Source organism: Marinobacter sp. SBS5 (assembly GCF_048285575.1).
Lineage (GTDB): Bacteria > Pseudomonadota > Gammaproteobacteria > Pseudomonadales > Oleiphilaceae > Marinobacter.
Map to the genome: position 1 here is coordinate 454,351 of NZ_JBLWAZ010000001.1, position 25,698 is coordinate 480,048.

General features: G+C 55.5%; 26 protein-coding genes. 18 read left to right on the top strand and 8 right to left on the bottom strand.

The annotated features are described in order from the left end of the window. The first annotated feature begins 161 nt into the window (after positions 1–161). Entirely contained in the window at positions 162–800 is a 639-nt protein-coding gene (locus ACNQ6O_RS02145) for a TetR/AcrR family transcriptional regulator (protein ID WP_418051600.1), read from the top strand. Between the two features lie 47 nt (positions 801–847). Next, the gene (locus ACNQ6O_RS02150; protein WP_418051601.1) at positions 848–1,831 is read left to right on the top strand and encodes an MDR family oxidoreductase; all 984 of its coding nucleotides are present in this window, start codon (positions 848–850) and stop codon (positions 1,829–1,831) included. Between the two features lie 14 nt (positions 1,832–1,845). On the opposite strand, the gene ACNQ6O_RS02155 is transcribed toward ACNQ6O_RS02150, so the two are convergent. After that, on the bottom strand, positions 1,846–3,972 hold the full coding sequence (locus tag ACNQ6O_RS02155) for a 4Fe-4S binding protein (RefSeq protein WP_418051602.1): 2,127 nt from the start codon (positions 3,970–3,972) through the stop codon (positions 1,846–1,848). Positions 3,973–4,204: 232 nt separating this feature from the next. On the opposite strand from ACNQ6O_RS02155, the gene pqqA reads away from it, so the two are divergent. From pqqA to ACNQ6O_RS02210, 11 genes are all read left to right on the top strand, one after another. After that, complete coding sequence (pqqA, locus tag ACNQ6O_RS02160; protein WP_007153157.1) at positions 4,205–4,276, top strand: pyrroloquinoline quinone precursor peptide PqqA; 72 nt, start codon at positions 4,205–4,207, stop codon at positions 4,274–4,276. Positions 4,277–4,331: 55 nt separating this feature from the next. Continuing rightward, positions 4,332–5,249, top strand: coding sequence for a pyrroloquinoline quinone biosynthesis protein PqqB (gene pqqB, locus ACNQ6O_RS02165; protein WP_418051603.1), 918 nt, complete (start codon positions 4,332–4,334; stop codon positions 5,247–5,249). Between the two features lie 8 nt (positions 5,250–5,257). Beyond that, positions 5,258–6,013 carry a pyrroloquinoline-quinone synthase PqqC gene (gene pqqC / locus ACNQ6O_RS02170; RefSeq protein WP_114334580.1) on the top strand — a complete coding sequence of 252 codons (756 nt, stop codon included), beginning with the start codon at positions 5,258–5,260 and terminating at the stop codon, positions 6,011–6,013. Continuing rightward, positions 6,003–6,287, top strand: coding sequence for a pyrroloquinoline quinone biosynthesis peptide chaperone PqqD (gene pqqD, locus ACNQ6O_RS02175; RefSeq protein WP_418051604.1), 285 nt, complete (start codon positions 6,003–6,005; stop codon positions 6,285–6,287). The genes pqqC and pqqD overlap by 11 nt, the downstream gene beginning before the upstream one ends. Next, a complete protein-coding gene (gene pqqE, locus ACNQ6O_RS02180) occupies positions 6,284–7,417 on the top strand; it encodes a pyrroloquinoline quinone biosynthesis protein PqqE (RefSeq protein WP_418051605.1) in 1,134 nt (377 codons plus the stop codon). Before pqqD ends, pqqE begins: the two co-directional genes overlap by 4 nt. Beyond that, the gene (locus ACNQ6O_RS02185; RefSeq protein ID WP_418051606.1) at positions 7,311–9,227 is read left to right on the top strand and encodes a prolyl oligopeptidase family serine peptidase; all 1,917 of its coding nucleotides are present in this window, start codon (positions 7,311–7,313) and stop codon (positions 9,225–9,227) included. The genes pqqE and ACNQ6O_RS02185 overlap by 107 nt, the downstream gene beginning before the upstream one ends. 93 nt (positions 9,228–9,320) lie before the next feature. Then, positions 9,321–10,484 (top strand): alcohol dehydrogenase-like regulatory protein ErcA, encoded by a 1,164-nt coding sequence (ercA, locus tag ACNQ6O_RS02190; protein WP_418051607.1) that lies wholly within the window; start codon positions 9,321–9,323, stop codon positions 10,482–10,484. Then, entirely contained in the window at positions 10,468–12,213 is a 1,746-nt protein-coding gene (locus tag ACNQ6O_RS02195; protein ID WP_418051608.1) for a NahK/ErcS family hybrid sensor histidine kinase/response regulator, read from the top strand. The genes ercA and ACNQ6O_RS02195 overlap by 17 nt, the downstream gene beginning before the upstream one ends. A 102-nt stretch (positions 12,214–12,315) precedes the next feature. Next, entirely contained in the window at positions 12,316–12,603 is a 288-nt protein-coding gene (locus ACNQ6O_RS02200) for a hypothetical protein (protein ID WP_418051609.1), read from the top strand. A 53-nt stretch (positions 12,604–12,656) separates the two neighbouring features. Next, entirely contained in the window at positions 12,657–14,033 is a 1,377-nt protein-coding gene (locus tag ACNQ6O_RS02205) for a class II fumarate hydratase (protein ID WP_418051610.1), read from the top strand. Between the two features lie 24 nt (positions 14,034–14,057). Further along, positions 14,058–14,540 (top strand): CDP-archaeol synthase, encoded by a 483-nt coding sequence (locus tag ACNQ6O_RS02210; RefSeq protein WP_418051611.1) that lies wholly within the window; start codon positions 14,058–14,060, stop codon positions 14,538–14,540. Between the two features lie 3 nt (positions 14,541–14,543). On the opposite strand, the gene ACNQ6O_RS02215 is transcribed toward ACNQ6O_RS02210, so the two are convergent. After that, positions 14,544–15,518 (bottom strand): metallophosphoesterase, encoded by a 975-nt coding sequence (locus tag ACNQ6O_RS02215; protein WP_418051612.1) that lies wholly within the window; start codon positions 15,516–15,518, stop codon positions 14,544–14,546. 137 nt (positions 15,519–15,655) lie between these two features. Between ACNQ6O_RS02215 and chrA the strand changes: the two genes are divergently transcribed. The 4 genes from chrA (at position 15,656) to ACNQ6O_RS02235 (ending at position 18,857) form a co-directional block, all read left to right on the top strand. Continuing rightward, positions 15,656–16,834: a chromate efflux transporter gene (chrA, locus tag ACNQ6O_RS02220; RefSeq protein ID WP_418051613.1), complete on the top strand. Its 1,179-nt coding sequence runs from the start codon at positions 15,656–15,658 to the stop codon at positions 16,832–16,834. A 15-nt stretch (positions 16,835–16,849) separates the two neighbouring features. Then, positions 16,850–17,500 carry a peptide-methionine (S)-S-oxide reductase MsrA gene (gene msrA / locus ACNQ6O_RS02225; RefSeq protein WP_418051614.1) on the top strand — a complete coding sequence of 217 codons (651 nt, stop codon included), beginning with the start codon at positions 16,850–16,852 and terminating at the stop codon, positions 17,498–17,500. A gap of 10 nt (positions 17,501–17,510) precedes the next feature. Next, positions 17,511–17,936, top strand: a complete 426-nt coding sequence (msrB, locus tag ACNQ6O_RS02230; protein WP_418051615.1) for a peptide-methionine (R)-S-oxide reductase MsrB — start codon at positions 17,511–17,513, stop codon at positions 17,934–17,936. A 156-nt stretch (positions 17,937–18,092) separates the two neighbouring features. After that, a complete protein-coding gene (locus ACNQ6O_RS02235; RefSeq protein ID WP_418051616.1) occupies positions 18,093–18,857 on the top strand; it encodes a lysophospholipid acyltransferase family protein in 765 nt (254 codons plus the stop codon). Between the two features lie 27 nt (positions 18,858–18,884). Here the strand turns inward: ACNQ6O_RS02235 and ACNQ6O_RS02240 are convergent, their stop codons facing one another. Further along, a complete protein-coding gene (locus tag ACNQ6O_RS02240) occupies positions 18,885–19,865 on the bottom strand; it encodes a calcium/sodium antiporter (RefSeq protein ID WP_418051617.1) in 981 nt (326 codons plus the stop codon). Between the two features lie 421 nt (positions 19,866–20,286). Here ACNQ6O_RS02240 and mqo point away from each other — a divergent pair, with 421 nt between their 5' ends. Next, positions 20,287–21,768: a malate dehydrogenase (quinone) gene (gene mqo, locus ACNQ6O_RS02245; RefSeq protein ID WP_418051618.1), complete on the top strand. Its 1,482-nt coding sequence runs from the start codon at positions 20,287–20,289 to the stop codon at positions 21,766–21,768. Between the two features lie 64 nt (positions 21,769–21,832). On the opposite strand, the gene ACNQ6O_RS02250 is transcribed toward mqo, so the two are convergent. The 5 genes from ACNQ6O_RS02250 to ACNQ6O_RS02270 form a co-directional block, all read right to left on the bottom strand. Further along, positions 21,833–22,078 (bottom strand): hypothetical protein, encoded by a 246-nt coding sequence (locus ACNQ6O_RS02250; RefSeq protein WP_418051619.1) that lies wholly within the window; start codon positions 22,076–22,078, stop codon positions 21,833–21,835. Between the two features lie 208 nt (positions 22,079–22,286). Continuing rightward, positions 22,287–22,691: an OsmC family protein gene (locus tag ACNQ6O_RS02255; protein WP_418051620.1), complete on the bottom strand. Its 405-nt coding sequence runs from the start codon at positions 22,689–22,691 to the stop codon at positions 22,287–22,289. Positions 22,692–22,800: 109 nt separating this feature from the next. Further along, on the bottom strand, positions 22,801–23,178 hold the full coding sequence (locus tag ACNQ6O_RS02260; protein ID WP_418051621.1) for a RidA family protein: 378 nt from the start codon (positions 23,176–23,178) through the stop codon (positions 22,801–22,803). A 10-nt stretch (positions 23,179–23,188) separates the two neighbouring features. Further along, entirely contained in the window at positions 23,189–23,956 is a 768-nt protein-coding gene (locus tag ACNQ6O_RS02265; protein ID WP_418051622.1) for an Ldh family oxidoreductase, read from the bottom strand. Continuing rightward, a complete protein-coding gene (locus tag ACNQ6O_RS02270) occupies positions 23,953–25,695 on the bottom strand; it encodes a hypothetical protein (protein ID WP_418051623.1) in 1,743 nt (580 codons plus the stop codon). Before ACNQ6O_RS02270 ends, ACNQ6O_RS02265 begins: the two co-directional genes overlap by 4 nt. Positions 25,696–25,698 lie beyond the last annotated feature (3 nt).

Consider the following 25,698-nt stretch of genomic DNA (forward strand, 5'->3'; position numbering starts at 1 on the left):
TTGTTTAACCCGGAGCTTGCCGGGTTGCTCTTAGGAGCGCGGGATTAGATTTGCCTCTCTTTCGGCCCCATCCCAGGGCCTTTTTTTGTTGATTTAATAGACGATCGGTCGTAATATTTCTGATATTAATTAGACGATCGGTCTAAAATGTCGGAGGGTATGTGGACACTGTTCCAGTTAAGCGTAAACGTGGGCGCCCCCCTAAAAGCCAGAGTGAGGGTTATCAGGACACCCGGCAGGCGTTGATCGGGGTGGGGCTGGCGGCGTTAACAGAAAAGGGCTATTCCTACACCGGGCTTGATGAAATTCTGCGCCAGGCCAAGGTGCCCAAAGGCTCTTTCTACCATTACTTCGACAACAAAGAAGCCTTTGGTAAAGCGCTGATTGAGGCCTACGGTCTGTTTTTCGCCAACAAGCTGGAGCGTTCGTTAGCGGACAGCTCCCTGGCACCACTAGCCAGAATTCAGGCTTTTGTGGAGGACGCCAAGGTTGGCATGGAAAAGTTCGATTACAGGCGCGGTTGCCTTATCGGAAATATGGGGCAGGAAATGGCGGCGCTGCCGGAAGGTTTTCGTGGCCTGCTAAGTGACGTATTCCGGGATTGGGAAGCCCGGATAGCCCGGGTACTTGAAGAAGCCCGGCAGGCGGGGGAGGTTCCCGAGCACTTGGTACCGGAGCAGATGGCACAGTTTTTCTGGATTGGTTGGGAGGGCGCGGTGTTGCGCGCCAAGCTCGAGCAGTCCTCGCAACCGCTAGAGCAGTTTGCCAACGGTTTTATGGCGTTGGTGCGTGGTTGCTAAAGCAAGCAGTCTGATTCAAATCACAATGCAGAATCGTTGGAGGCAATATGTTCAAAGGTATTTTGATGGAAGGCAGCCGGGGCGACCAGCAAGTGTCCCTGAAATCCATTGACGAGGCTTGGTTGCCGGAAGGTGACGTCACCGTCGATGTTGCCTACAGCACACTGAACTACAAGGATGCACTGGCGATTACTGGCACTGCTCCGATTGCGAAATCCTACCCGATGGTTCCGGGCATTGATTTGGCCGGTGTGGTCACCGAATCATCCAACCCGGAGTTTAAAGCCGGTGATGAAGTAGTGCTCAACGGCTGGGGCGTAGGTGAGAAACATTGGGGTGGCCTTGCTCAGAAAGCGCGCTTGTCAGGTGATTGGCTGATTCCACTGCCGGAATCGTTTACAGCGCGCCAGGCCATGGCCATCGGCACCGCAGGTTATACCGCGATGTTGTGCGTGTTGGCGCTGGAAAAACACGGCGTCACACCGGATTCCGGCGACATTCTGGTGACCGGCGCAACCGGTGGTGTCGGCAGCGTTGCCGTTGCGATTCTGGCCAAACTGGGCTATTCGGTGACGGCCGTAACCGGCAAGCCGGAAGAGGAAAGCTATCTGAGGTCCCTGGGCGCCAAACAGATTCTGGACCGGGCGGAATTGAGCGGGCCGGGTAAGCCGCTGACTCGGGAAACCTGGGCCGGCGCGATTGATGTCGCTGGCGGTCAGGTTCTGGCCAACGTGTGTGCTGGCATGAAGTATCGGGGCGTTGTCGCGGCTTGCGGGCTGGCTGCTGGCATGGACTTCCCCGCTACGGTCGCGCCTTTTATTCTCCGGAGCGTTACCTTGTGCGGTGTCGACAGTGTCATGGCACCTAAAAAAGACCGCCTGGAGGCCTGGGAGCGGCTGGCGCAAGACCTTTCCCCGGAACTGCTGGACAGCATGATCACCGAAGTGCCGCTTGATGAGGCCATCGAGGCTGCTGGCCAGTTTATGGACGGAACCATTCGTGGGCGCATCGTCATCCCAGTAGCCGAATAACCCCGGCAGCCGTTTCAATGCGCTGCTGAGGTCTGGCGTGTTGTAGCATCCGTGGCCAGAATCCTTGCCTGTTTTTGCTGTTGTTTATTGCGAACAATGGCATCCACGCACTGGTTTTGGTCACGTAATATCACCACGCACTCCAGACACTGAATACACTCATCGTAATCCACCCGACCGTCTTTGCGGATGGCATTGATGCCACACTCGTTCTTGCAGTGCTGGCACGGTTGTCCGCATCGTTTGACCCGATCCAGCCAGCTGAACAGACGGAAACGCCCCAATACAGCAAGCCCGGCGCCTAGCGGGCACAGGTATCGGCAGTAGAATTTATGGACAAACATGCCGATGACCAGCAGAGCGACGGCATACGCTACGAAGGGCCAATGCCGTACAAAGTGCAGGGTAATGCTGGTTTTGAACGGCTCGACCTCGGCCAACTGTTCTGCGAGTGTTAATGAATAGAAAGCGGTACCGACCAGCGTCAGCAGAATCGGGTATTTCAGCAGGATGAGCCGGCGATGCCAGTGTTCCGGAATTTTAACCTGGCGCAAACCGAGTTTTTGTCCGAGCCAGGACGCCATTTCTTGCAGCGCTCCGAAAGGGCATAGCCAGCCGCAAAACAAACCGCGCCCCCAGATAAACAGAGTGGCGAAGGTGTAAATCCAGAGAATGAAAATGACCGGGTCCAGCAGGAACACGTTTAGGGAAAAACCGTCCCACAGCGCCAGGAACAGAGTATAAATGTTAACCACAGACAGCTGGCCTTGAGCGTAAAAGCCAATAAAGAATACCGTGAAGAACAGGAATCCCCAGCGGAACCGGTGCACCAGTTTCGGGTGGCGGGTCAGGGTTTTCTGGCGGGCAAAAAATACCGTGAGTACCGACAAAGCGGCCACTAACAAAGCGATCTGCCACCAGCGTTCTTTCCAAAGACCAACCCAAACCGGCTCGCGATTTTGGCGCGGATCCGCTTGCACCTCCACCGTTTCAAACAGCTCATCGGCAAACGCAACGGGCATGGTGAAACGGGCGTTATCAGTGATCAGGTGATTGCGTGGTAGAGCAACGTCCAAGTGAAAGCTGGCCTCGGAGCCGGGGTTGAAGCCGGCGTTTCCGCCCACTCGAAACAGATTCATCGCGTCCATGACGGGGGCTCCGGGTGCGGCAAGAGTTTGCCCGGTTTCCAGCCAGTTCAGATCCCGTAGCTCGATGGCCAGCTGGCCCTGATTCAGCCCCGTCCGGCTGGGGGTACTGCCGGGGACAAAGTCCGGGCTCACATGCTGGAAAACCCCTCGGGACATAAGCAACATCACCTTGCCCTGGTCGTTCAGGCGCTCAAGGAATGATGCGTAGGCCTGATCGCCCAGTAGGTTGCGACCCACCATCGGTGAGTTCATGTAGGCATAGTACAGTTCGGTAAAAGGTTCGCCGGGCTCCGGTTCGAGATCCATGGGGTAGTCCGACAATGGGCGCCCGAGATTCGCTTCGACCTCGTCCGAAGAAATGATGACTTTGTTGATGTAACCCCGCTCCAGCATCTGCTGCCAGTTCAGTGGCTCATAGAAATCTTGCCGGGCTTGTGTGGGGGCTGCTTGGGTAAAGCCTTCGAGCTTGTTTCGAGCCACCTGAAGCGCAGAGGAAAGAATGGTGTCGTTGATAATCAGCACCGAAACAGTCGCTTTGCTGACCCCGTCGAAGTACACCTGATCGCCGGTGTTGCTGCGCGCCGAACGGCTGGAAGCCTGCACGATGATCTGTTCGGTCAGGGCGCTGCCTTCGTATTGGTTCACAAACTCGGTCAGTGGCGCTTCGCCCAGGCCGTGGAGGAAGACCGGCTCGTGATGGTGCAGAACTTTCACCCCGGTGAAGCGGCCTTTGGTGTCCAGTCCGATCATCATGGTGATCGGCTTTCCGGCAAAGCCCTGAAGTTTGGTGAAGTCCGTGGAGACGTAGGCGTAGCCCAATAGCTCCTGCAATTGGTACACCGGGTAAACGGGAAAGTCGGGCAGCTTGTCTTCAATGACGGTTGCCGAAGGAAACAGCGCCTGTATAACCTCTTTGGTTTCCTGAGGTACCTCCGCGGTATGCCCTGATAAAGGGAATGCCATCAAGATGATGAGCAACAAGCGCCCGGCCATAAGACTTCTCCTGACATTATTATTGTATCTGTCTCATGTTAGGTGCCTGCGGGGGAGTCTCAATTGAACCTGCGGGCCAAAGCGCTGCTACTTTAAGGCGGTCTAAAACAGTTCCAAAGTACCATATGGATAGTGGTCCTCTGTCATTAGCATGAAATCGTACCCTTCGGCTTTCCAAGGGTGCGGATACATACATGCAACGCACTAATAATCATGACAAGAGGTGATCATCATGTGGACCAAACCAGCTTATGAAGACCTGCGCATCGGTTTCGAAGTCACCATGTACTTTGCTAACCGCTGAGTAACAGATGGCCAGCCTTTGGCTGGCTGTTTGATCCCGGCTCAGGAGGTTTCGTATGCACATTCGTATTCTGGGTTCTGGAGCGGGCGGCGGGTTTCCCCAGTGGAACTGTAATTGCTCTAACTGTTCCGGGTTCCGTGACGGCAGCCTCAATGCCAGTGCTCGCACCCAATCATCCATAGCCATCAGTGACGATGGTGAACACTGGATACTGTTTAACGCCTCACCTGATATTCGAGCGCAATTGGCCGATTTCCCGGCCATGCAGCCGGCCCGAGCTCTACGCGATACCGGCATTTCTGCCATCGTGTTGATGGACAGCCAGGTCGACCACACCACCGGCTTGTTATCTCTTCGTGAGGGGCTGCCCCTCGATGTATGGTGCACGCCGCAGGTTCGTGATGATCTGAGCAGCGGTTTCCCGTTGTTCGAGATGCTTCAGCATTGGAACGGCGGGCTCAACTGGTGTGAAGTCCATGCTTCGGAACAAGATCCCTTCACTATTCCTTGCGCACCCTCACTGGAGCTGACGGCAATTCCGTTGCTCAGTAATGCGCCGCCATACTCGCCCCGCCGTGATAACCCGCACCCGGGCGACAACATTGGCCTTTTCATTCGGGATCGTGTTGCGAATAAATCTCTGCTCTACGCACCGGGCCTTGGTCAGCCGGACGAACGCATCCGGGCCTGGATGCAGCAAGCCGATGTTTTATTGGTAGACGGCACAGTCTGGCACGACGATGAAATGATTCGTCAGGAAGTGGGTACCCGAACCGGTCAGCAAATGGGGCATTTAGCCCAGTCGGGTGAAGGCGGCATGATCGAATTGCTCGACAGCCTGCCCGCCAGCCGCAAGATCCTTATCCATATCAACAATACCAATCCGATCCTGAACGAAGACTCGCCGGAGCGTGCCAAATTGGCGGCGCACGGAATCGAAGTATCGTGGGACGGTATGCAGATTGAGTTGTGAGGCCTGCTATGAACGCTAAAGTCAGCACCGTCCTGAGTCGAGACAGTTTTGAAAAAGCGTTGCGGGTGAAAGGCGCTTTTTACCATATTCATCACCCTTTCCATCGCGCCATGTACAGCGGTGCCTGCACACCGGACCAAATTCGAGGCTGGGTGGCTAACCGTTATTACTATCAGATTAACATTCCCCAAAAAGATGCGGCCATTATGGCCAACTGCCCGGATGCAGCGGTCCGACGGTTATGGTTGCAGCGAATTCTGGACCATGACGGTGACGAGGATTCGGCCGGCGGCATTGAGGCCTGGTTACAGCTGGCTGAAGCCGTAGGGCTGACGCGGGAAGAGGTGATTGACCAGCGGCACGTGTTGCCGGGTGTGCGGTTTGCCGTGGATGCATACCTTAACTTTGCCCGCCGAGCGACCTGGCAGGAAGCGGCCTGTTCGTCATTAACCGAATTGTTTGCACCTGAAATTCACCAGTCCCGGTTGGACAGTTGGCCGGCTCACTATCCGTGGATTGAAGAAGGCGGCTATCGCTATTTTCGTAAGCGTTTGTCTGAGGCGCGACGAGATGTGGAGCATGGCTTGGGTATTACCCTGGATCACTTCGTGACGGAGGCTCAGCAGCAGCGGGCGTTCGAGATATTACAGTTCAAGCTCGATATTCTCTGGACCATGCTAGATGCCATGTCCATGGCCTATGTTCACAAGACGCCGCCCTATCACACCGTGACTGATAAGCAGGTCTGGCATCGTGGCGTGTAAGGAGATTTTTGTGGCTGATATCCCGAATGTGAGAAGAGGCTTTCGCTTTCAGTGGGAGCCGGCTCAACAAAGTCATGTGCTGTTGTATCCCGAAGGCATGGTTAAATTGAATGCCAGTGCCGGCGCCATTTTGGCAGAGGTGGATGGTGTTCAGTCTAAGCAGGAAATTATCGCATCGCTTGAAAGCAAGTTTCCAGAGGCCGGCTCTCTGTCGGGTGATGTCGAGCAGTTTCTGGCCGATGCCACAAACCAACATTGGATTGAATGGTTATGAGCTGCTCCGATGCTACTGCCGGACCGCCATTATGGTTACTGGCGGAACTTACTTATCGCTGCCCACTCCAGTGTCCGTATTGCTCGAACCCGCTGGATTACGCCGACCGTGAGCAAGAACTCTCGACCGAACAGTGGCTGGATGTGCTTCGACAGGGGCGCGCCATGGGCGCAGCCCAGCTGGGCTTTTCCGGCGGTGAGCCGTTGGTGCGCCAAGACTTGCCTGAGCTGATCGCGGGTGCCCGTGAATTGGGTTATTACACCAACTTGATCACCTCTGGATTAGGGCTCACCGAAGCCAAGGTTCAGGCCTTCGCGGAGGCTGGGCTGGATCATATTCAGGTAAGTTTTCAGGCCTCAGACCCGGAGTTGAACAATGCGGTGGCAGGCTCCAAAAAGGCATTTGAACAAAAACTGGCCATGGCTCGGGCGGTGAAAGAAGCGGGTTATCCGATGGTGCTCAACTTCGTCATCCATCGCCACAACATTCATCAGATGTCGGATATTCTCACGCTCTGTGAAAGTCTCGGGGCGGATTATGTCGAGCTGGCGACCTGCCAATACTATGGCTGGGCGTTCGCCAATCGTGAAGGGTTGATGCCCTCGCGAGGTCAGTTAGAGACGGCCGAGGCGACGGTGAATCAATACCGGGATGACCTCCGGGAGAGAGCGCATCCCATGAAAGTGATTTTTGTCACTCCGGACTATTACGAGGAGCGCCCTAAGGCCTGCATGAACGGTTGGGGAAGTCTGTTTCTGACCGTAGCGCCCGATGGGACGGCCTTGCCGTGCCACAGTGCACGGTTACTTTCCATCGAATTTCCGAACGTACAGTCGATGTCGCTTGAAGAAATCTGGTACCAAAGCCCCAGCTTTAACCATTACCGGGGCGATAGCTGGATGCCGGAACCGTGCCGTTCCTGTGATGAAAAAGACAAGGATTTTGGCGGTTGTCGCTGTCAGGCCTACCTGTTGACTGGGGATGCCGATAATGCGGACCCGGTGTGCGGAAAGTCGCCTCATCATGACCGGATTCTGGCTGCGCGAACGGCGGCCGAGCATGCCACGGCTGGGCTGGATGATCTCGTTTATCGAAACACCAAGAACTCCCGTGTCTTTTTCCGAAAGTGACCTGATTTCAGCGCGTGAAGCCTGTGCCGTGGCTCGGCAGTATACGGAATTGCGCGTTAGCGGCGCATCGGTTTACTGGTTAGTGACAGAGCCTGACGATGGCTTTGTCAGCCTTTGGCGATTCGATGGCCAAAACTGTGAGCGGCTGGACACCGGCGTCAGCATACGCAGCCGGCTCAACGGCTACGGAGGCGGCGCTTATGCCGTGATGCCGGGGCGTGCCTGCTGGGTGTCGGAGGATCAAAACCTCTGGAACATGAACCTAGAGACGGGGCAGCGACAGCTATTGGTGCAGGACCCGGACGTGGTCTGGGGCGGGCTTACGCCAGACCCGGCGCGACAGCGCTGGATCGCCGTGCGTGAGAAGCACGGCCAGCAAGCGTTGATGGCGGTTGATTGCCAGGGCCGTCTGTCAGTTCTGGATGACCAATTCGACTTCTACGGGGCCCCTGCCGTCAGTCAGGATGGGAAGCAAATTGCGTGGACAGGTTGGTTTTTACCCCATATGCCATGGGACCAATCCTGGGTCTGTCTTGCCGAGTTGGGGAGCTCCGGTCAGCCGGTTAATGTGATGAAAGCGACCCCGCCCGGGGGCGGCAGCGTTCAACAACCTCAGTTTTCGGCACAACGGTTGTGGGTCGTCTCGGACCATGGCGGTTGGTGGCAACCGTTTCAGGTGGTCCGGCAGGAAGGGCAATTACAGTGGCTGCCGGTACTTGCTTCCAATAACGATCATGCCAACGCGCCTTGGCAGCTCGGGGAAAAGCATGCGTGCCCGCTTCCGGGAGGGGGGTGGGCTCGAGTCCGTTATCGCCAAGGAATTGGTGAGCTATGGCTTGAACAGAAGGGCGAAATCAAGCAAGTTGCTGGCGCTTACACCGATTTTCGTTATCTCGTCGTGAACGGCGATGAACTCTTCTGTGTTGCGCGTAGGCCGGATGTGAGCGATACAATTTTACGGCTGAATGTAATGACGGGGCAGCGCGCTCATCCGCTGTTCGATACGCCTGCACCTATGGCAGGCAGGGACTGTGTTTGGCCGGAGAGCATTGTGCTACCTCCCGATGGCAAGTATGAGCGTGCGTTACAGGGGTTCCTGTATTTGCCGGTTCAGCCTGTCGATAAGCCCCCTCTCATTCTGATCGCCCACGGAGGGCCAACCTCGGCAGCCTACGCAACCTTCAATCCCCAAGCGCAGTTTTGGTGCCAGCGGGGCTTTGCGGTTGCAGAAGTGAATTACACAGGCAGCACTGGGTTCGGCCGCGATTTCCGGCAAGCACTTGCAGGCCAGTGGGGTAAAGCCGATGTGGCCGATATGTTCCGAATGAAGGATGCGCTCAGCGAAGCTGGATTGGTTGATTCCGAGAACGTGTTTATTCAAGGCCGAAGCTCGGGAGGCTACACCGCACTCATGGCTGCGATGGTGCCGGAGCAGCCGGTCAGAGGGCTTGCGAGTTTATATGGCGTCACCGACCCGATAACGTTAAAGGCGGCCACTCACCGTTTTGAGTCCGGTTATCTGGACTGGCTTCTTGGTGAGCCGGGGCTGGGTGGTTGTTACTGGCAAGCCCGGACTCCGGGGCGGTTGGCAAGTCGCATTACTTGCCCTGCAATGTTCTTTCAAGGCGGGCGGGACCGTGTGGTTGTGCCGGAGCAAACACTTGGTATGGTCGAGGCACTGCAACGGTCGGGCCAGACTGCAGAACTCGTATGGTTTGACGAAGAAGGGCACGGCTTCCGGTCATTGGAGAGCCAGACTAAAGTGCTTGATGCACTTTGGCAGTTTTACTCAGGCTTGGCGGAAGCCTGAGGCTGCGTTACCCAAAAGGCCGGTGTAGCGTCCTTCAACATGGGGTAGTATGTCTGCAACATCTATAACAACAATCAGGTTCATCAGACCGCCATGAGTTATGACGTCTCGTCACTGCGTAAGTTTGTTTCGCCAGAAATCGTATTCGGGGCTGGCTCTAGGCGGTCGGTCACGAACTTTGCCGCCAACTTTGGAGCACGGCATGTCTTTTTAGTCTCTGATCCCGGGGTAAAAGCTGCGGGTTGGGTGAGCGAGATAGAAGCGCTGCTGGCAGAAGCTGGGCTCGATAGCACGACCTTTACTGAAATTTCCCCCAACCCAAAAGTGGATGAGGTGATGGCCGGCGCTGAACAGTACTTGGCCAATCAATGCGACGTTATTGTGGCAATTGGCGGTGGTAGCCCAATGGATTGTGCCAAGGGCATTGGCATTGTCGCGACTCACGGGCGCAGTATTCTGGAGTTTGAAGGCGTGGATACCATTACCAACCCGCCGCCTCCGCTCATATTGATACCGACCACAGCCGGTACCTCGGCGGACGTCTCGCAGTTCGCTATCATTTCGGATCCAGATCGTCGTTTCAAATTCTCCATTATCAGCAAAGCGGTGGTTCCGGATGTGTCCCTTATCGATCCCGAGGTCACAGAAACCATGGGGGCTTACCTTACAGCCTGCACGGGGGTCGATGCCTTAGTGCATGCGATTGAAGCCTTTGTGTCTACGGGCAGCGGGCCGCTCACCGATACCCACGCACTGGAAGCCATTCGCTTGATCAACCGCAACCTCGAACCTTTGGTGGCGAACCCGTCAGACCCGGTGCTTCGGGAACGAATCATGCTGGCATCCATGCAGGCGGGGCTGGCGTTCTCCAATGCGATCCTTGGCGCCGTGCATGCCATGTCCCATAGCTTGGGCGGTTTTCTCGACCTTCCGCACGGCTTGTGCAATGCGCTTCTGCTTGAACATGTGGTCGGCTATAACTTCACCTCGGCGGAGGATCGCTTTCGGCGGGTGGCTGAGGCAATGGATATCGATACTCGTGGTATGGCCAATGCGCAGGTTAAAAAGCGTTTGATTTCTAGGATCGTCTCGCTCAAGAAAACACTGGGGTTGGAAGCGTGTTTGAAAGAGTTGGGGGTGAGTGTGTCCGACATTCCCTACCTCTCGGGGTATGCATTGAAAGACCCCTGCATACTGACTAATCCTCGGAAGTCGTCTCTGAGGGATGTGCAGGTAGTCTATGAAGAAGCACTCTGACACGGATCAAAACGAATACGGCATAGGCGATTTGTTAGGTTTGGGCCGCCAATCCGTTCGAAAGAACTACTACCCTGCGCTCCAGCAGCGTATTGACGAACTTGAGCAGGAACGTAACCGTTACAAGTGGCTGTTTGAGAATGCACTTCATGGCATTTTTCAGGCTAATCTCAGAGGCGGTTTTTTGGCATGTAACCCAGCCATGGCGCGTATTTGCGGTTATGACAGCGCGGAACAGCTACGAAAGAGCATCATCCGGTTGAGGGAACAGCTTTTTTTCAGTGCCTCAGAATTTGACGTACTTAGGCAGGAATTGCTGGATCGGGGAAGTCTGAATGCACGGGAGACCCGGTTTCGACGCTCTGACCAAGCTCCGGTTCATGTCGCAATCACCATGCTACGGCGCCCTGACTTGGGGCCCGAGGTTGTAGAAACCTTCGTTGCTGATATTTCGGAACGTGTACATGGCCGCCAAAGGCTTGAACAGCTAAATGCAGAGCTGGAGCATCGAGTTTCGGAGCGTACTGAAGCTCTACAAAACGCCAATGTGGATTTGCGATATCAGATTGAAGAACGCGAAAAAATCGAACAGGAATTGGTGGTCGCCATTGAGGCCGCCGAGGAAGCAAATCGAAGTAAAGATAAGTATTTGGCTGCAGCCAGTCATGATCTGTTGCAACCCTTGAATGCTGCGAGGTTGATGGTGTCAGCGCTTCAGGAGGGTTCCTTGCCGGAAAAAGAAAGCCGAATGATTCAGCAAGCCCATAGGGCGCTCGAAGGGGCGGAGGAGCTACTGGCCGATCTTCTGGATATCTCCAAACTGGACCAGCAGGCCATGAAGCCAGATCTTATTCATACCGATATCAACGAGCTTGTGCGGGATCTGGGGGAAGAGTTTTCAGCCGTCGCCTCCAATGCTGACCTTGAATTTCGGGTCAGAAGCACGCCAGCTCTGGTTTTTACCGATCAGCGCATGCTTGCCCGCATTATCAGAAATCTACTAAGCAACGCGTTTCGTTACACCCAGCAAGGCGGCGTTTTACTGGCGGTGCGTGTGAGAGACGAAAGCGTGCGGCTGGAAGTCTGGGACACCGGTGTGGGAATCGCCCCCGATAAGCTCAAGGATATTTTTGCGGAGTTCCATCAAGTGCTGCCGAAGGGCGCAGGAGGGCGCCAAGGTGCTGGACTGGGGTTGGCCATAGTGGAGCGGATGGTTGGTGTGTTGGGTTGTCGAATTGATGTGGCGTCAAAGCTAGGTCAAGGTTCGCGGTTTACGCTGACTTTACCGCGAGCCTCAGCGCCGCGATTTGAGAAAGTGCTATCACCCGCTGTCCCTTTGGCTTTGCGTGAAGGATTTGGTGGTGCCTTAGTACTGGTGATTGATAATGAACCGGCCGTACTCGAAAGCATGCAGATGTTGCTCGAACGATGGGGGTGCGAGGTAATGCTTGCACTCAGCCGCGACCAGGCTCTGGCAGAACTTGAACGAACCGGAAAACGCCCGCAAGCCATACTTGCAGACTACCATCTGGATTATGAGCAGACAGGGTTTGATGCCATTCATCGAGTTCGGAAATACCTGGGGGAAGATGTGCCGGGAGCAATCATCACGGCGGATCGAACCGATGAGGTCCGTACTTTGCTGCGAGCTCAGTACCTGCCGGTGTTGAATAAACCCGTTAAACCCAATCGGCTTAGGGCTCTATTGACCAGTCTCGTCACGTCATAGTTCACTTGGTGCGGCTGCGCTTCTGTTGGACATAACTGTGACGCCTTTCTGGGGCTTTATAGCGACTACACTGATAGAAGGCATCTTTGGGAGGAGCGACTTATGGCAACGGAAAACGGTAGTCTCACCAATCACGAAGTCACCGTCTGTCTCGCAGGCGGTGCCGTTCTAGGACCCTATAACGCCACATGGAGTCAGAATGAGGGGGGCGATGTCCGGGAACTGGTGCGTGAATACGATGCGTTCCTCCAAGGGGAGAAACAGCGGCGTTTCAAATTCCATCTGCACGATACCTACACCTTGACGGTGCACACCCTGATCCTCAACTTTGAGCAAGTTACCGGTATTTGCGACCATGTTAGGTTAAAGCCACCCGCAAGTGGAGGCTAGCACTAGCCTCGTAGGTTGGTCAGGCGTGGCAAGGTAACTAAAAGGAGGGTGTGATGAGCGATTACCGATTAGAAAAGGACAGCTTGGGCGAGGTGATGGTTCCAGCCACGGCTCTTTGGGGGGCGCAGACTCAGCGCGCCATAGATAACTTTCCAGTGAGCGGTCAGCCCTTGCCTGCCAGTTTTATCAAGGCGATGGCTCAGGTGAAACGCGCGGCGGCTCAGGCCAATGCTTCACTGGGGCTGTTGGATGGCCAGCGCCGGGATGCGATTGCGGATGCCTGCGAGAAGCTGATTCTGGGTGAGTTCGCCGACCAGTTCCCGATTGATCGGTATCAGACAGGCTCGGGCACCAGCACCAACATGAACCTGAATGAAGTAATCGCGTCGATTGCGGCCAAGCAGGGGCATGTGGTTCACCCCAACGATCACGTCAACATGAGTCAGAGCTCCAACGATGTGATACCGACAGCCATTCACGTGAGTGCTCTGCTGGCGGTCAAAGGCCAGCTATTACCGGCTCTGTCGCATCTACAAGGTGTGATTTACGAGCGCGAAGCGGAATTCAGTAAACAGGTGAAAACCGGCAGAACACACCTGATGGATGCCATGCCGGTAACCCTCGGGCAAGAACTGCGAACCTGGCGTGAGCAGCTCGTAGCGGCAGAAAAACGTTTGGAAACTGTTCTTGAGGAAATGGCGTATTTGCCGCAAGGCGGAACCGCTGTGGGGACCGGGGTGAATGCCGCTTCGGAGTTTGCCAAGCAGTTCGTCAAGTTCTTGAAAATAAACACAGGCTTCTCGTTCCGGTCCCTTGAACACAAGTTCGTGGGCCAGAGTGCGGTGGATGCCCCGGTGGCACTGTCGGCCCAGCTTCGAGGCGTTGCGGTGGTGCTCACTAAAATCGCCAATGACCTGCGCTGGATGAACAGTGGTCCGATTCATGGTCTGGCTGAAATCAGCCTGCCGGCACTGCAACCGGGCAGTAGCATCATGCCGGGTAAGGTTAACCCGGTTATCCCGGAATCAGTCGCTATGGCTTCTGCTCAAGTGATGGGTTTGGATGCCGCCGTGGCCATTGCCGGCCAGTCTGGCAATTTCCAGCTCAATGTGATGTTGCCACTGGTCGCGGGTAACTTACTGGACATGATTCAACTGATGACCGGTGCCGCTGGCATCCTGGCGGATAAAGCGATCCAAGGCTTCACCGTGAATGCTGAGCATCTGAGCGACGGTGTGAGCCGCAATCCGGTGCTTGTGACCGCACTCAACCCGGAGATTGGTTATGCCCTGGCGTCCGAGATTGCGAAGGAAGCCTACAGCACGGGGCGCCCGGTGATTGATGTGGCAGAAGAGCGAAGCGGGTTGAGCCGAGCGCGGCTCGAAGAGTTGATGGACCCGTTGAAATTGACTCGTGGAGGTCTGGCCTAAGCGCCCTCGGCCGGAGGTGAGTTCTTGTTGTTATCGCTAGAGCTCTTCGTGTTGTTGGTGATGGCCAACGGTGTTCCGGTGGTGGTGGCGAGGCTGTTTCAGCATCATGGTGACTGGCCGGTGGATGCCGGCCTGACGTGGGGTGATGGCCGGCCGTTGCTGGGGCCCAGCAAAACCTGGCGTGGGCTTGCGTCTGGCACCTTGGCAGGTTCGTTGTTTTCGATTTGGTTTGAGTTGGGTTGGTTTTTCGGTGCGTTTTTCGGCGCGTTGTCTTTGTTAGGTGATCTGCTGAGCAGCTTCATCAAACGCCGGGTGGGTATGGGGTCCAGTGCCCGGGCTGTTTGGCTTGATCAGCTGCCTGAGGCCGTTTTACCCATGTTCATGGCTTGGCTCTGGTTTCCATTGCCGCTCTGGGAAGCTGCCGCGATCGCAGTGCTTTTCGCCCTGTCTAATATGCTTTTCTCACCTCTGTTGTACCGTTTGGGTATCCGCAAACAGCCCCACTAAGGCCTAGGCTGGTCCTCGAGTGAGGGTATGAAGCGTCACTTCCGGTGGGCAGTTCAGGCGCACATTCAAGACTGACGTGCCAGCGCCCGGCGAGGTGTAACCCTGCATGCCGTTGACGCGCCAGGAGCCCCGTCCAAGGTGCCGAGGGCAGTCCGAATCCAGCGTCACGGGAATGCCTCCGGGCAGGCAGAGTTGACCGCCGTGGGTATGACCGCACAGGAATAAATCGTAGCCGGCGTGAGCGGCTTCGCGCCAGACTTCCGGGGTATGGCTAAGCAACAAGCTCACGCCGCCGACCGGAATGTCGTCGCCGGCTTTATGCAAATTGTGTGCTTTGTAATAGTGCGCGTCATCTATGCCCGCGAGATAAAGCGTATCGCCCGAGCGTTCCAGCTGGGCCATCTCGTTCATCAGCAACCGGTAGCCCATGTCCTCCAGTGCGGGCACCATGCACACGCTGTCGTGATTTCCTAACACCGCGTAGGCATCGCCCCGGATCGCTTCCCGAAGGCGTGCCATGCCGTCCAGCGAAGCGTCTATCGGCCCCCAAGTGAGCTGGCGGTAATCGCCGGTCAGAACGCACAGGTCATAATCCAGCGGTTGGATCTGCTGGATGACCGCTTGCAGGTTCTGCTCGTCCATATCTACGTGCAGATCCGTTAAGTGCAGGATACGAAAGCCCTCGAACGCCGTTGGCAGGTTTGGCACCGTGAAGGTGTTCGTTGCGGTTTTAAGCTTGCGGCTGTTGGCCTGTGCCCGGCCAAACAGCCCTAGGGCTTTAAGGCAAAAACGGATCAATCGCGGCGCGTTAGTGAGATTTTCCAGGTGGAAGGAACGTTTGTCTCGCCCCAGCAACAGAGCTTCAGATTCCTGCTCGATACCCAGGCGCTGGCGGGCGTGAACCGGTCCTAACCGCAGGCTCAGCCTGTAGAGTAGGAGTTCTTCCTGATTCTTGGGTTCGCGAACCTTCGCTGTCATGCTAATTCCCTGATGCCGAGCGGGACCTTATGCTGATCCCTGTTGTCATTATGGTTGGTCACTGGGCATCTGCAACTGTAGCGATACAATGTTCATGTTTAACGGGAACTTATTAGGGAGCTATCGGGAGATGGGCGATGACTGAAGCTGACCAGTCTGATTCGGTGTCTAGCTGGCAGATATTCAAAATCTTTCTGCGCTTGGGGCTGACCTCGTTTGGTGGCCCGGCTGCGCACTTGGGGTTTTTCCATGACGAGTTTGTCACGCGTCGAAAATGGTTGTCTGCTGAGGCGTTCGGCGAAGTTGTGGCGCTGTGCCAGTTGTTGCCGGGGCCGGCTTCGAGTCAGGTCGGGCTGACCATCGGTTTATTGCGTGGGCGTTACCAAGGTGCTTTTGCGGCTTGGTTAGGCTTTACATTGCCGTCAGCGCTGCTGATGACGTTGTTTGCGTTCGGGCTTACGCTCTGGCCTGAAGTCGGTTCAGGCGGTTGGATTCACGGCTTGAAGTTGTTTGTTGTGGCTGTGGTGGCGCAAGCCGTGTGGCAGATGGGACGGGTCCTCTGTCCAGACCGGTCTCGTCTGGTGATCGCCTTGCTGGTGGCGTGTGTGTTGCTGTTGGTTGGCGCAGCATGGATGCAAATACTGACCTTGGCGCTGGCTGCCTTGGCGGGGGCGCATCTCAGCTTGAGTTCACGCAAAGCCGCCGAGACGATGAATGTGGCCTTGCATGTGCGCAAGCCGTGGTGGTTTGCCGTGGGCTTCGCCGGTTTGCTGGTGCTTTCGCTACTGCCACAGCAAGCTGGCTCCTTGACCTGGGTCGGAGCTGAGCTCTACAGAGCCGGCGCTTTAGTGTTTGGTGGGGGCCATGTAGTTCTGCCCTGGCTGCAGGAGGGCTTTGTTGAGTCAGGCCAAATGGCTGCCGATACATTCCTTGCCGGTTACGGTGCCGCTCAGGCGGTGCCCGGCCCGTTGTTCACCTTTTCGGCGTTCCTCGGAGCTGTCGAAGCAGGTGTTTCTGGGGCGATGATCGCCGTGCTGGCGGTGTTTTTACCAGGAACCCTTTTGGTATTTGCCGGTCTGCCGTTATGGCGCTGGATACGTAAGCACGAAAAGGCTCGCTCAGCGTTGGCAGGCGTCAATGCCGGTGTTGTTGGTCTGCTCTTGGCGGCGCTGTACGATCCGGTATGGACTTCGGCGGTGCATGGGGCGATGGACTTGGCCATTGTTCTGGGGCTCTGGTTAGCGTTGGCAGTTCTGCGCTGGCCCGTTTGGGGCCTTGCCCCGGTAAGTGCCATACTGGGAGCAGTCATTTTTTGATGGGTGGATGAGATTATGAGCGAAGCATGCAATATCCCTGGACTGAACGTGCCGCGTAGCCGGTTTCCAGCGCCGGAACATGAGCTACAAGAACGTGAGGGTAGCGCTCATGTCGTTCTTGCCGGTGGCTGCTTCTGGTGTGTTGAGGCAGTATTCCTGGCGATCGACGGAGTAACCCGGGTGGAATCTGGCTACGCAGGCGGCTCAGCCGACACAGCGAACTACGAAGCAGTTTGCACGGGCACCACCGGGCATGCGGAAGTGGTGGACGTGCATTACGACCCTGCGAAAGTCCGCTTTGGTGAATTGTTGCGGGTGTTCTTTTCGGTGGCTCACGATCCGACTCAGGTCAACCGTCAGGGTAACGATGTGGGCACCCAGTATCGGTCGGCGGTGTTTTATGAAACCGAAGAGCAGAAGAAGCTGGCTGAGACATACATTCGTCAGTTGAATGAGTCTGGCGTTTATTCGGCGCCGGTAGCAACCACACTGGAGCCCCTTGAGGCATTCTATCCCGCAGAGGCCCAGCATCAGAACTTTGCCGCACGAAACCCCTGGCAGCCCTATATCATGGCGGTTGCGGCACCCAAGATGGAAAAGCTGGCTGCAGCCTGGCCAGACCGACTAAAACCCGAATCCAGTCAGGATGATCCTGATCTGGCGTGAGGAGAACCCTATGAGTATGTCTGCCGCGGGCTATGACGTAACGCCCCTGAGCAAAGCCCAGATTGAAGAAAAAGCCGTGGGGCTGACCGATGAAGAAAAGCGGGTGTTGCTGGATCACGGCACTGAGCATCCGTTTTGCGGTACCTTGTTGGATAACAAGAAAACCGGCGTGTATCACTGTCGCCTGTGTGATCTTCCGTTATTTGGTTCCGATGCCAAGTTTGATTCCGGGACCGGTTGGCCGAGTTTCTTCCAGCCCTTTGATCCCGAGCATCTGCGCTATATCGAAGACACCAGTTTTGGCATGACCCGCACGGAAATTCGTTGTGCCCGCTGCGACAGCCATCAAGGCCATGTGTTCCCTGATGGTCCGCCGCCCACCGGGCAGAGGTACTGCTTGAACTCCATTTCCATGGTGTTTCACGAAGCCGATTGATGCCCGTGTCGGCAGTGCTTCGGCGCTGCCGTGCAGCCCCTTCCTTAGCTGCTATGAGCAACAGCTAAGACCTTTGTGCGTTATCCAGCAAACATCCGAGCCAGTATAATCTGACGTTATGGCCTGGGTATTGGCGTATTGGGAAGGGTGTTTGTGATGAATCGACTGAACTTGAGTCCGTTAACCGAATCCGCAACCATGCTGCGACGCGTGGCCGTGGTGTTGGGTTCTGCAGGTTTGACGGCGATCTACTCATTGTTGATTTTGCTGCGGGCCTTGTTTGGCCAGCTTAATCGGCCGATTGTCGACAAGTACTGTCGTGAGTGGTCGGCCACTTTGCTCAAACTGGTACGCGCCAGTTTGACTGTTCGGGGCGCGGTGCCAGATTTCAACGATGGTCGGCGCTACATCATCATGTGTACCCATGCCAGCCACTACGATATCCCTATCAGTTTTGTGTCCTTGCCAGGCTCCATCCGAATGCTGTCGAAGCAGGAATTGTCGCGCATTCCTTTGCTCGGGCAGGCTATGGCGGCGGCTGAATTTCCGTGGATCAATCGCTCCAATCGCGCGGAAGCGGTCCGTGATCTGGAAAAAGCCAAAGCCATGATGGAGAGTGGGATTGTGCTCTGGGCTGCGCCGGAGGGCACGCGTTCACCCGATGGTCAATTGCTACCGTTCAAAAAAGGCTGCTTTCACTTGGCGTTTGATACGGAAGCGGTGATTGTCCCGGTCGCCATTCGAGGTGTTCACAAGGTTCTGCCGGCCCGTAGCCTTCAGATCAATCTGGGGCAGCCGGTTGATGTGCGGGTCGGTGCCACCATCGATACGTCAGGTAAAAGCAAAGAGCAGCTTCCGGAAGTGATGGAGGAAGTGAGGGCGCGTATGCTGGAATTGCTGGGCGATGGCGAGGCAGAATAACGTCTGTTCTCGCCATGCTTGGATCGGTTAGGCAGCAGCGGACACCACGGTAGAAAACAGGTAGCCGGTGTAAGCAATATAAACGGTCAGGAGCAGCAGCCCATCGACTCGAGAGATTAACTTGCGCCACCCGGTGATGCCGAATCCCATCACCAGAAGTGCGATGGTCAAACCGAGCATCAGTGTCCAGTCCCGATACAGCACTTCAGGATCGACCGACAAAGGTTGGATGGTTGCCGCCAGACCGACCACCGCCAAGGTGTTGAAAATTCCCGAACCAAGAATGTTACCCAGAATCAGGTCGTGCTCGTTCTTCTTGACTGCGGCTAAGGCTGAAGCCAGTTCTGGCAGCGATGTGCCGATGGCGACGATCGTCAAACCGATGATCAGATCACTGATGCCGAGAGCTTGGGCAATAGTGACCGCACCCCAGACTAGTATCCGGGAGCTGACGATCAGAAGAATCAGCCCGATCACCAACCAAATGACTGCGTTTTTCATCGGCATCGGGTGCGTAACCAGTTCGGAGTCGATGCCCTCCGCCAAGGGATCGTCCTTGCCTTTGATGCCTTGATAGATGGACCAGCCCATCACCGCCGCGAATACCGCCAGCAGTACCCAGCCATCCAGTCGTGATAGTTCGCCGTCCAACAATTGGGCACCTGCAATCAGCGTGAGTACCACCAGCAGGGGGAGTTCCTTTCGAATAACCTGAGAGTGCACGGCAATAGGCGCTATGAGGGCTGTCAGGCCAACAATCAGGGCGATGTTGGTGATGTTCGAGCCGTACCCGTTACCGAGGGCCAACCCCGGGTTGCCGTCGGAAGCTGCCATCGCGGAGACCGCAAGCTCGGGAGCCGAGGTGCCAAAGCCAATGATCACCATGCCAATCAGCAAGGTGGGCATGCCTAAATGTTTGGCGGTAGCCGCAGCGCCTTCAACAAACTTGTCAGCACTCCAGACCAGTAAAATCAGCCCCAGAATAATGGCGCCAATAGCCATCAACATAAATAAACCTCGATTCAGCTGTCAGAACATGCCACGACATCGCGGGCGAAGTAGGGATGGCGCACAAGATACAGCAAGTCTGTATTTCAGGTCAGCCCCGAAAGCGTAGGATTTCCCCATATAAGCAATGATCCGCATTAACATAAACGCGGTATCAGACTAAAGTTGCGCTGATATTGTTAACAAAAGGCGAGAGAATCGCGTTTTGTTACTATCTTCAGCTCAGCTGGCATGTTCCATACCAATTTGCATGCAGTTGGCAATCGCAATTTATTATTCCGGCAAAAAACGGGATAATGCGCGCAATTTCGACAGGAAGCACAAGGCTGCGCCTTTTACCTCGCGCAGTGCCGGCTTTCGATAGGCCGCTTTGCTGATCGTGGAGCGGTTTCAGGCTCAACACTAGCTAAGGTGGGAATCAATGGCCGTTAGACAGGCAGATGTAGTGCTGGTCGGTGGGGGCGTCATGAGCGCAACCCTCGGCGTGATGCTCAAGCAGCTTGATCCGTCTCTGGATATTGTCATGCTGGAGCGTCTGGACCACGTTGCTCATGAGAGCACAGACGGGTGGAACAACGCAGGTACTGGCCATGCGGGTTACTGTGAACTGAACTACACACCTGAAACGGACGACGGCGATGTAGAAATAGCGCGAGCGCTGCAAATCAACGCCCAGTTCGAAGTTTCTCTGCAGCTTTGGTCATATCTTGTTGAGCAGGGCATTCTTCCGGAACCAACCTCCTTTATTAATCGCACCCCACACCAGAGCTTTGTCTGGGGTGAAGAAAATGTTGCCTTCCTGAAACGCCGCTTTGAGCGCTTGAAAGAACACCATCTCTTCCAGGAAATGGAATACACCGAGAGCCCGCAAGAACTGGCCGAGTGGATGCCGTTGGTGGTTGGCAACCGGAATCCGATGGAGAAAGTGGCGGCGACCCGCATCAAACATGGCTCGGATGTGGATTTTGGCTCCCTGACCCGGAGCATGGTCAAGTGGCTGGAATCCCAGCCGAACTTTGAGTTGATGGTTAACTCGCCGGTTTATTACATTGATCAGCGTGACAACGGTCGATGGAAGTTGCGGGTGAAGAATCAGAAAACCGGCGAAACCACCAAGTTGGAAGCCGGCTTTGTCTTCCTGGGTGCGGGTGGTGGCGCTTTGCCACTGCTGCAGAAGTCCGGCATTGATGAAGCACGCGGATACGGCGGCTTCCCGGTGAGTGGCCAGTGGCTGGTGTGTCAGAAACCCGAAATTGTTAACGAACACCACTCCAAGGTGTACGGCAAAGCACCGATTGGTGCGCCCCCCATGTCGGTGCCTCATTTGGATACCCGTATTATCAACGGCGAGCCGGCTTTGCTGTTTGGGCCTTTCGCGGGCTTCACCACCCGATTCCTCAAGCAGGGCTCCATGTTTGATTTGTTTGGCTCGGTTAGGGCCACTAATCTGCGCCCCATGTTGTCGGTGGGTAAGAGCAACATGGATTTGACCCGCTATTTGATTGGTGAAGTGTTCCAGTCTCATGCAGACCGTGTTGAGGCTCTGCGTAACTTCTTCCCGGATGCCAAGGAAGATGATTGGACCTTGCAGATGGCTGGCCAGCGCGTGCAGATCATCAAGCAAACCAAAGAAGGCGGCGGCAAGCTCGAGTTCGGTACGGAGATTGTGGCCGCAAAAGATGGGTCGCTGGCGGCCCTGCTGGGCGCATCCCCGGGCGCATCCACTGCAGCCAACGCGATGCTGAATGTGCTGGAGCGTTGCTTCCCTGAAAAGATGCAGACGAAAGAGTGGCAGGAGCGTATGAGAACGCTGGTGCCGTCTTATGGTCAGTCATTGGTGGAAAACGAAGAGCTCTTGAACGCCGTTCGCGAGCGGACTCTGAAGACGCTTCAGCTGGGCTGAGGCTTTGGAACAAGCCCGGTGCCGGATGGCATCGGGCTTGTTGATAACTAACGGTGTGATTTGGTCAGAGTTGGCCGAAAGCCTTGTCGAAATCTTTGGCGGCTGCATCGGTAAACTCGAAGTTATTCCGAATATACCCCAGCGTTGCTTTTTCTGTGTCGGTCACGCCTTGTCCGTCTTGAGCCGATTTGAACAGATCAGCCACTTCGTCTTTTGATAGCTTGCCTTCCCCCTTTCCTGTCGTGTGCTTGCGCGCGAGTTCCAGCAGTTCTTTTTCGTATTTTTTACCATCAATCGTTTCGTAAGCCATAACAAAGCCAACTCCATTTAACATTGAAAACAGTCGCTCAAAGCCTGATGGCTTCAATGCTGACAGGCAAACGAACGCAAGCGTTCTACGGCAAGCCTGATTTATTCATACAAGCACAGGGTTTTTGATTGTGCAAATAATGGCCAGTGCTGCGTCGTTTCTCTTTACGCTATTGCTGGCCCAAGCGTTTCCGGATAGTCCTAGCTCTTTATTCGACGATCTTGCAGCTTGATGTCACAACGGTTGTTGCGGCGGTCATCAGTTTGTGGACCGGGCATTTTTCCGCGACTTTTTCGAGGCGCCCTAGATGGGACTTCTCCAGCGGGCCCTTCAAACGCAAGTCTACGTGCAAGCGGTAAGTCCCGGAGCGTTCCTCGGAGTTGTCTCTGGTAACATCAATCTCGACATCTTCAAGAGGGATGTTGGCCTTTTCCGCATACATCAGCAAGGTGATGGCTTTGCAGGCTGCTAGTGCAGAGTCATAGAGATCATGAGGATCAGGCGCTGTATCGGTGTCGGCGTCAATTCTAGCGTCCGCACCAATTTCGTGTTGATCAATCTGAAGAAGTTGACGGTACTTGCCTAGTTCGCTTTTCGAAAGTTTGATTGCCACTGTGTCAGGCTCCTGATGACGATGAGGGATGCTCAACCGGCTGTTGGCAGGCGGGTTTAGCATAACGATTTGTCTTTCCCGCCTCCAGTCGACCGGTTATGGCATCAGGCTATGGCACCACTGCATAAGCAAGAATTTCGACCAGCATTTCCTCTCGGGCAAATCCTGAAACAATGATGGCGGCCCGGTTAGGATAGGGCTCGGACACAAAATCGGCGTACACGCGGTTAACCGTGGCAAGATCTTCACGGTTGGTCACGTAAATCACAACCTGGGTAAGATCAGAAACCATACTGCCCGCGCTTTCCAGTGTGTGCTTCAGGTTAGCCAGCGTTTGGGTAATTTGGGGCTCTATCCCGCCATCAACCACTTTGCCTTCGGCATCAATGGGAATCTGCGCGGTAAACAGCAGGCCGTTACCGACCGTTGCCCACGCGAGTGGGGATTTTGATGCAGGCAGATCGGTAGTTACCGGGTACGGGTTCATATAAAGCTCCTTAGTCGTTGTCGTTGGTGCCGGCGCCAGCGCCTTGGCGTGAGTCTTCAGAGGCTTCTACCAGCATCTTTGTTGCCAGCTGTTTCAAGCGCTCCCAAAGTTCGGGGTCTACCTCGATGCCGTCAACCAATGACCGTTCATGCCAGTCCAGCATGGCGGCGCGGTTTTGCAGAATAAGATCATTGGCTGGTGCATCGGGTTTGAGGTTGGGTAACAGATCCACATGGTTCACCATCACCAGCGTGATGCCGTTGTTGGGCTCTGTGTCGTCAGGTGTCGATGGCAACCCGTACATGCAGATTTCAGGTTCTGCTTCTCCGGATTTAAAGCTCACCAGAATTTCGGTCAGGGGTTCGTGAGAGTTGCGCCAGAAGGCCGTCACGCTCATGCCACGACGAGCAATGCGAGACAGGTAGCCCACAATCAACATGCGGTTGTGGCAATGGCGTATTTTGGTGACCGAAAGTCCTCGGGCACGACACTTTGCATAACCCAACTCAATCGCCAAGCTGGCGTGGCCAAGTACGGTTTTGTTTTCGGCATCGACCACGCACAAATCCGCGTCTTGGTAGATCAGTTTCGGCGACTGGGATTTATCCTCGTTCTGCAAGAAATCCAGGCCTTTCCTGAGCGCGGCTATGCCGTCGAGCCCATGGGCTTCCATCCAGGCCACCATATCGGCCGCATCGTTGGCATCACCTTCGTCAAAACCGATGGCGATGAAGGCTTTTCGAGACAGCCCCTGCAGTTCGTTGAACGAGACTTTCATGGTTGTTCACCTTGCACAACGTGGTGGTTATCGAGGATCGGCTCCACAGGGAAACCCCAGTCGTCCAGTTGCTCAAGAGAACGCTCCGGGCTGCACAGTTCGCGTGGTAAAGGCGCGCCCTGGAACAGGGTAATGCGCACCCATCGGTCGGATTTCGGGTCAAACCGGCTGGCGCCAAAGAACGACAGTTTGGTTCGTAGCAAGTGCATCGGCTTCATATCCCGGTGCCATAAGTTGGCGCGGATTTCTCCGTATGGGGTCTCGCCCATGGTCTGAATTCGGCGGACGCATTCTTTCTGCTCCGGGTGCGCCATCAGGAATTCCACCACCATGGCATTTGGGTTCTGCGCTATAAATTGCTCAAGCTTGGCGCGGCAACGACTGATACGCGGGCCAATGGCTAGGGCCATTTCTTTTTCCGCGCCGGATTCGGACCCCCGCACACCGAGCCTTGGCTCTTCTTTCTCAACCGAGCGATACCAAAACCAGTAGTTATCATCGGGGCAATCCTCGCGATAACTAAGGGCCCAGCCGAAGTTCTGATCAATCAAATCCATCAGTTTTCGGGCCTTCATATCTGGCTGTAAGTCCATGGTTTCCTGACAGCCCAGCTCATCATCCAGTTTGTCCACCAAATCGGGGTAAAGCTCGATCAGCAGGGTGTTAATAAGCTCTTGAGCTTCCAGGGAACAGTGTTTGTTAGCCCATGAAATGAGCTCCTCGTAGAGGTGTGGGTGCGCGAGAGTACGGTCCAGCCACGCGACAGTTTCGGCGATGGATTTGGCGGTGCTCTTGTTGCGCAAGGTTTGCTCGGGGTCTTCGGTTTTGGTTTGTTGCAGGTGCGTGAGTGCGCGTGCCATCAGTGCCCTTAATTTCGCGTGCGTCTGTTCGTTGGCGGTTTTCTCAAGGGCGAAGGCGAGGGCGCGTTCCCGGCCATAGACCCACTGCTGGATCAGCTGTGGATGGTTGATCAAAAAAGGTGCCATACCCAGCCCCGTAGAGTTGCCGATGCCGAGGTAGCGCTCGAGCTCCGGGTGCAGAGGCACGGCCTGATCCGGAGACTTTACTTTGGCCAGATGGTTGAGCTGATCAATTGAGAATTTGCGCAGCACATAGACGGCCAGCATTTGTGCAGCAAACGGTCGGTTGAAGTCCGAGCTACGTTCAAGCCGGGCAAAATCGGCGATGCCGAACTTGCCGTTACCGTAAACGGCTGTGGTGCGGTACAGGTAACCGACAGCGGTCAGCCAGGCCGGGTCGGGCTGGCGGCCAGACGACAAGGCTTCGACAAACTGGCTAAAGTTGCGCAGGCTTTTGTTGGCGCGTGAAAGCACCAGCACTCGTGGGTGCTGGCGCCCCGCCTCCTGCAAGGGGACGTTGGCCTCCATTTGCTCCAGCAAAGAGTTCTCGACTTCGCCTTCCACCACGGCAAAGGTGACATCCCAGGCTTCTGCAATCACCCGGTCTGAGCGAAGTTCGGCCGGTAACTCTCGGGAGAAAATGACACAGTGGTAGCAATTGGCCGGCGTAGTGATGCGATACACCGCCAGCCCGTGGCCGTTGGTATCGAGATCAAACACCGTGTTCGCAACCTGCCACCGTTCTGCAATCATTTTGCGCATCAGCGACCGAACAAAGCTCAGTCGGCTGGCAAACATGCTGCCCAGTCGTTCCAGCTTCATTACTTCACTGGCAGGGCGTAAGTTGTTGGGTACGAATGCAGAGGTTGCTGAAATCATGAT

Bases quoted from the DNA above. Each gene is read 5' to 3' on its own strand.
- msrA (WP_418051614.1), top strand. From the start codon at position 16,850: ATGAGCGAAGCATGCAATATCCCTGGACTGAACGTGCCGCGTAGCCGG.
- ACNQ6O_RS02250 (WP_418051619.1), bottom strand. From the start codon at position 22,078: ATGGCTTACGAAACGATTGATGGTAAAAAATACGAAAAAGAACTGCTG.
- ACNQ6O_RS02185 (WP_418051606.1), top strand. From the start codon at position 7,311: ATGACCGGATTCTGGCTGCGCGAACGGCGGCCGAGCATGCCACGGCTG.
- chrA (WP_418051613.1), top strand. From the start codon at position 15,656: ATGACTGAAGCTGACCAGTCTGATTCGGTGTCTAGCTGGCAGATATTC.
- ACNQ6O_RS02200 (WP_418051609.1), top strand. From the start codon at position 12,316: ATGGCAACGGAAAACGGTAGTCTCACCAATCACGAAGTCACCGTCTGT.
- ercA (WP_418051607.1), top strand. From the start codon at position 9,321: ATGAGTTATGACGTCTCGTCACTGCGTAAGTTTGTTTCGCCAGAAATC.
- ACNQ6O_RS02240 (WP_418051617.1), bottom strand. From the start codon at position 19,865: ATGTTGATGGCTATTGGCGCCATTATTCTGGGGCTGATTTTACTGGTC.
- pqqB (WP_418051603.1), top strand. From the start codon at position 4,332: ATGCACATTCGTATTCTGGGTTCTGGAGCGGGCGGCGGGTTTCCCCAG.
- ACNQ6O_RS02260 (WP_418051621.1), bottom strand. From the start codon at position 23,178: ATGAACCCGTACCCGGTAACTACCGATCTGCCTGCATCAAAATCCCCA.
- ACNQ6O_RS02265 (WP_418051622.1), bottom strand. From the start codon at position 23,956: ATGAAAGTCTCGTTCAACGAACTGCAGGGGCTGTCTCGAAAAGCCTTC.
- ACNQ6O_RS02270 (WP_418051623.1), bottom strand. From the start codon at position 25,695: ATGATTTCAGCAACCTCTGCATTCGTACCCAACAACTTACGCCCTGCC.
- ACNQ6O_RS02150 (WP_418051601.1), top strand. From the start codon at position 848: ATGTTCAAAGGTATTTTGATGGAAGGCAGCCGGGGCGACCAGCAAGTG.
- msrB (WP_418051615.1), top strand. From the start codon at position 17,511: ATGAGTATGTCTGCCGCGGGCTATGACGTAACGCCCCTGAGCAAAGCC.
- ACNQ6O_RS02235 (WP_418051616.1), top strand. From the start codon at position 18,093: ATGAATCGACTGAACTTGAGTCCGTTAACCGAATCCGCAACCATGCTG.
- ACNQ6O_RS02215 (WP_418051612.1), bottom strand. From the start codon at position 15,518: ATGACAGCGAAGGTTCGCGAACCCAAGAATCAGGAAGAACTCCTACTC.
- ACNQ6O_RS02205 (WP_418051610.1), top strand. From the start codon at position 12,657: ATGAGCGATTACCGATTAGAAAAGGACAGCTTGGGCGAGGTGATGGTT.
- ACNQ6O_RS02195 (WP_418051608.1), top strand. From the start codon at position 10,468: ATGAAGAAGCACTCTGACACGGATCAAAACGAATACGGCATAGGCGAT.
- mqo (WP_418051618.1), top strand. From the start codon at position 20,287: ATGGCCGTTAGACAGGCAGATGTAGTGCTGGTCGGTGGGGGCGTCATG.
- pqqC (WP_114334580.1), top strand. From the start codon at position 5,258: ATGAACGCTAAAGTCAGCACCGTCCTGAGTCGAGACAGTTTTGAAAAA.
- pqqE (WP_418051605.1), top strand. From the start codon at position 6,284: ATGAGCTGCTCCGATGCTACTGCCGGACCGCCATTATGGTTACTGGCG.
- ACNQ6O_RS02155 (WP_418051602.1), bottom strand. From the start codon at position 3,972: ATGGCCGGGCGCTTGTTGCTCATCATCTTGATGGCATTCCCTTTATCA.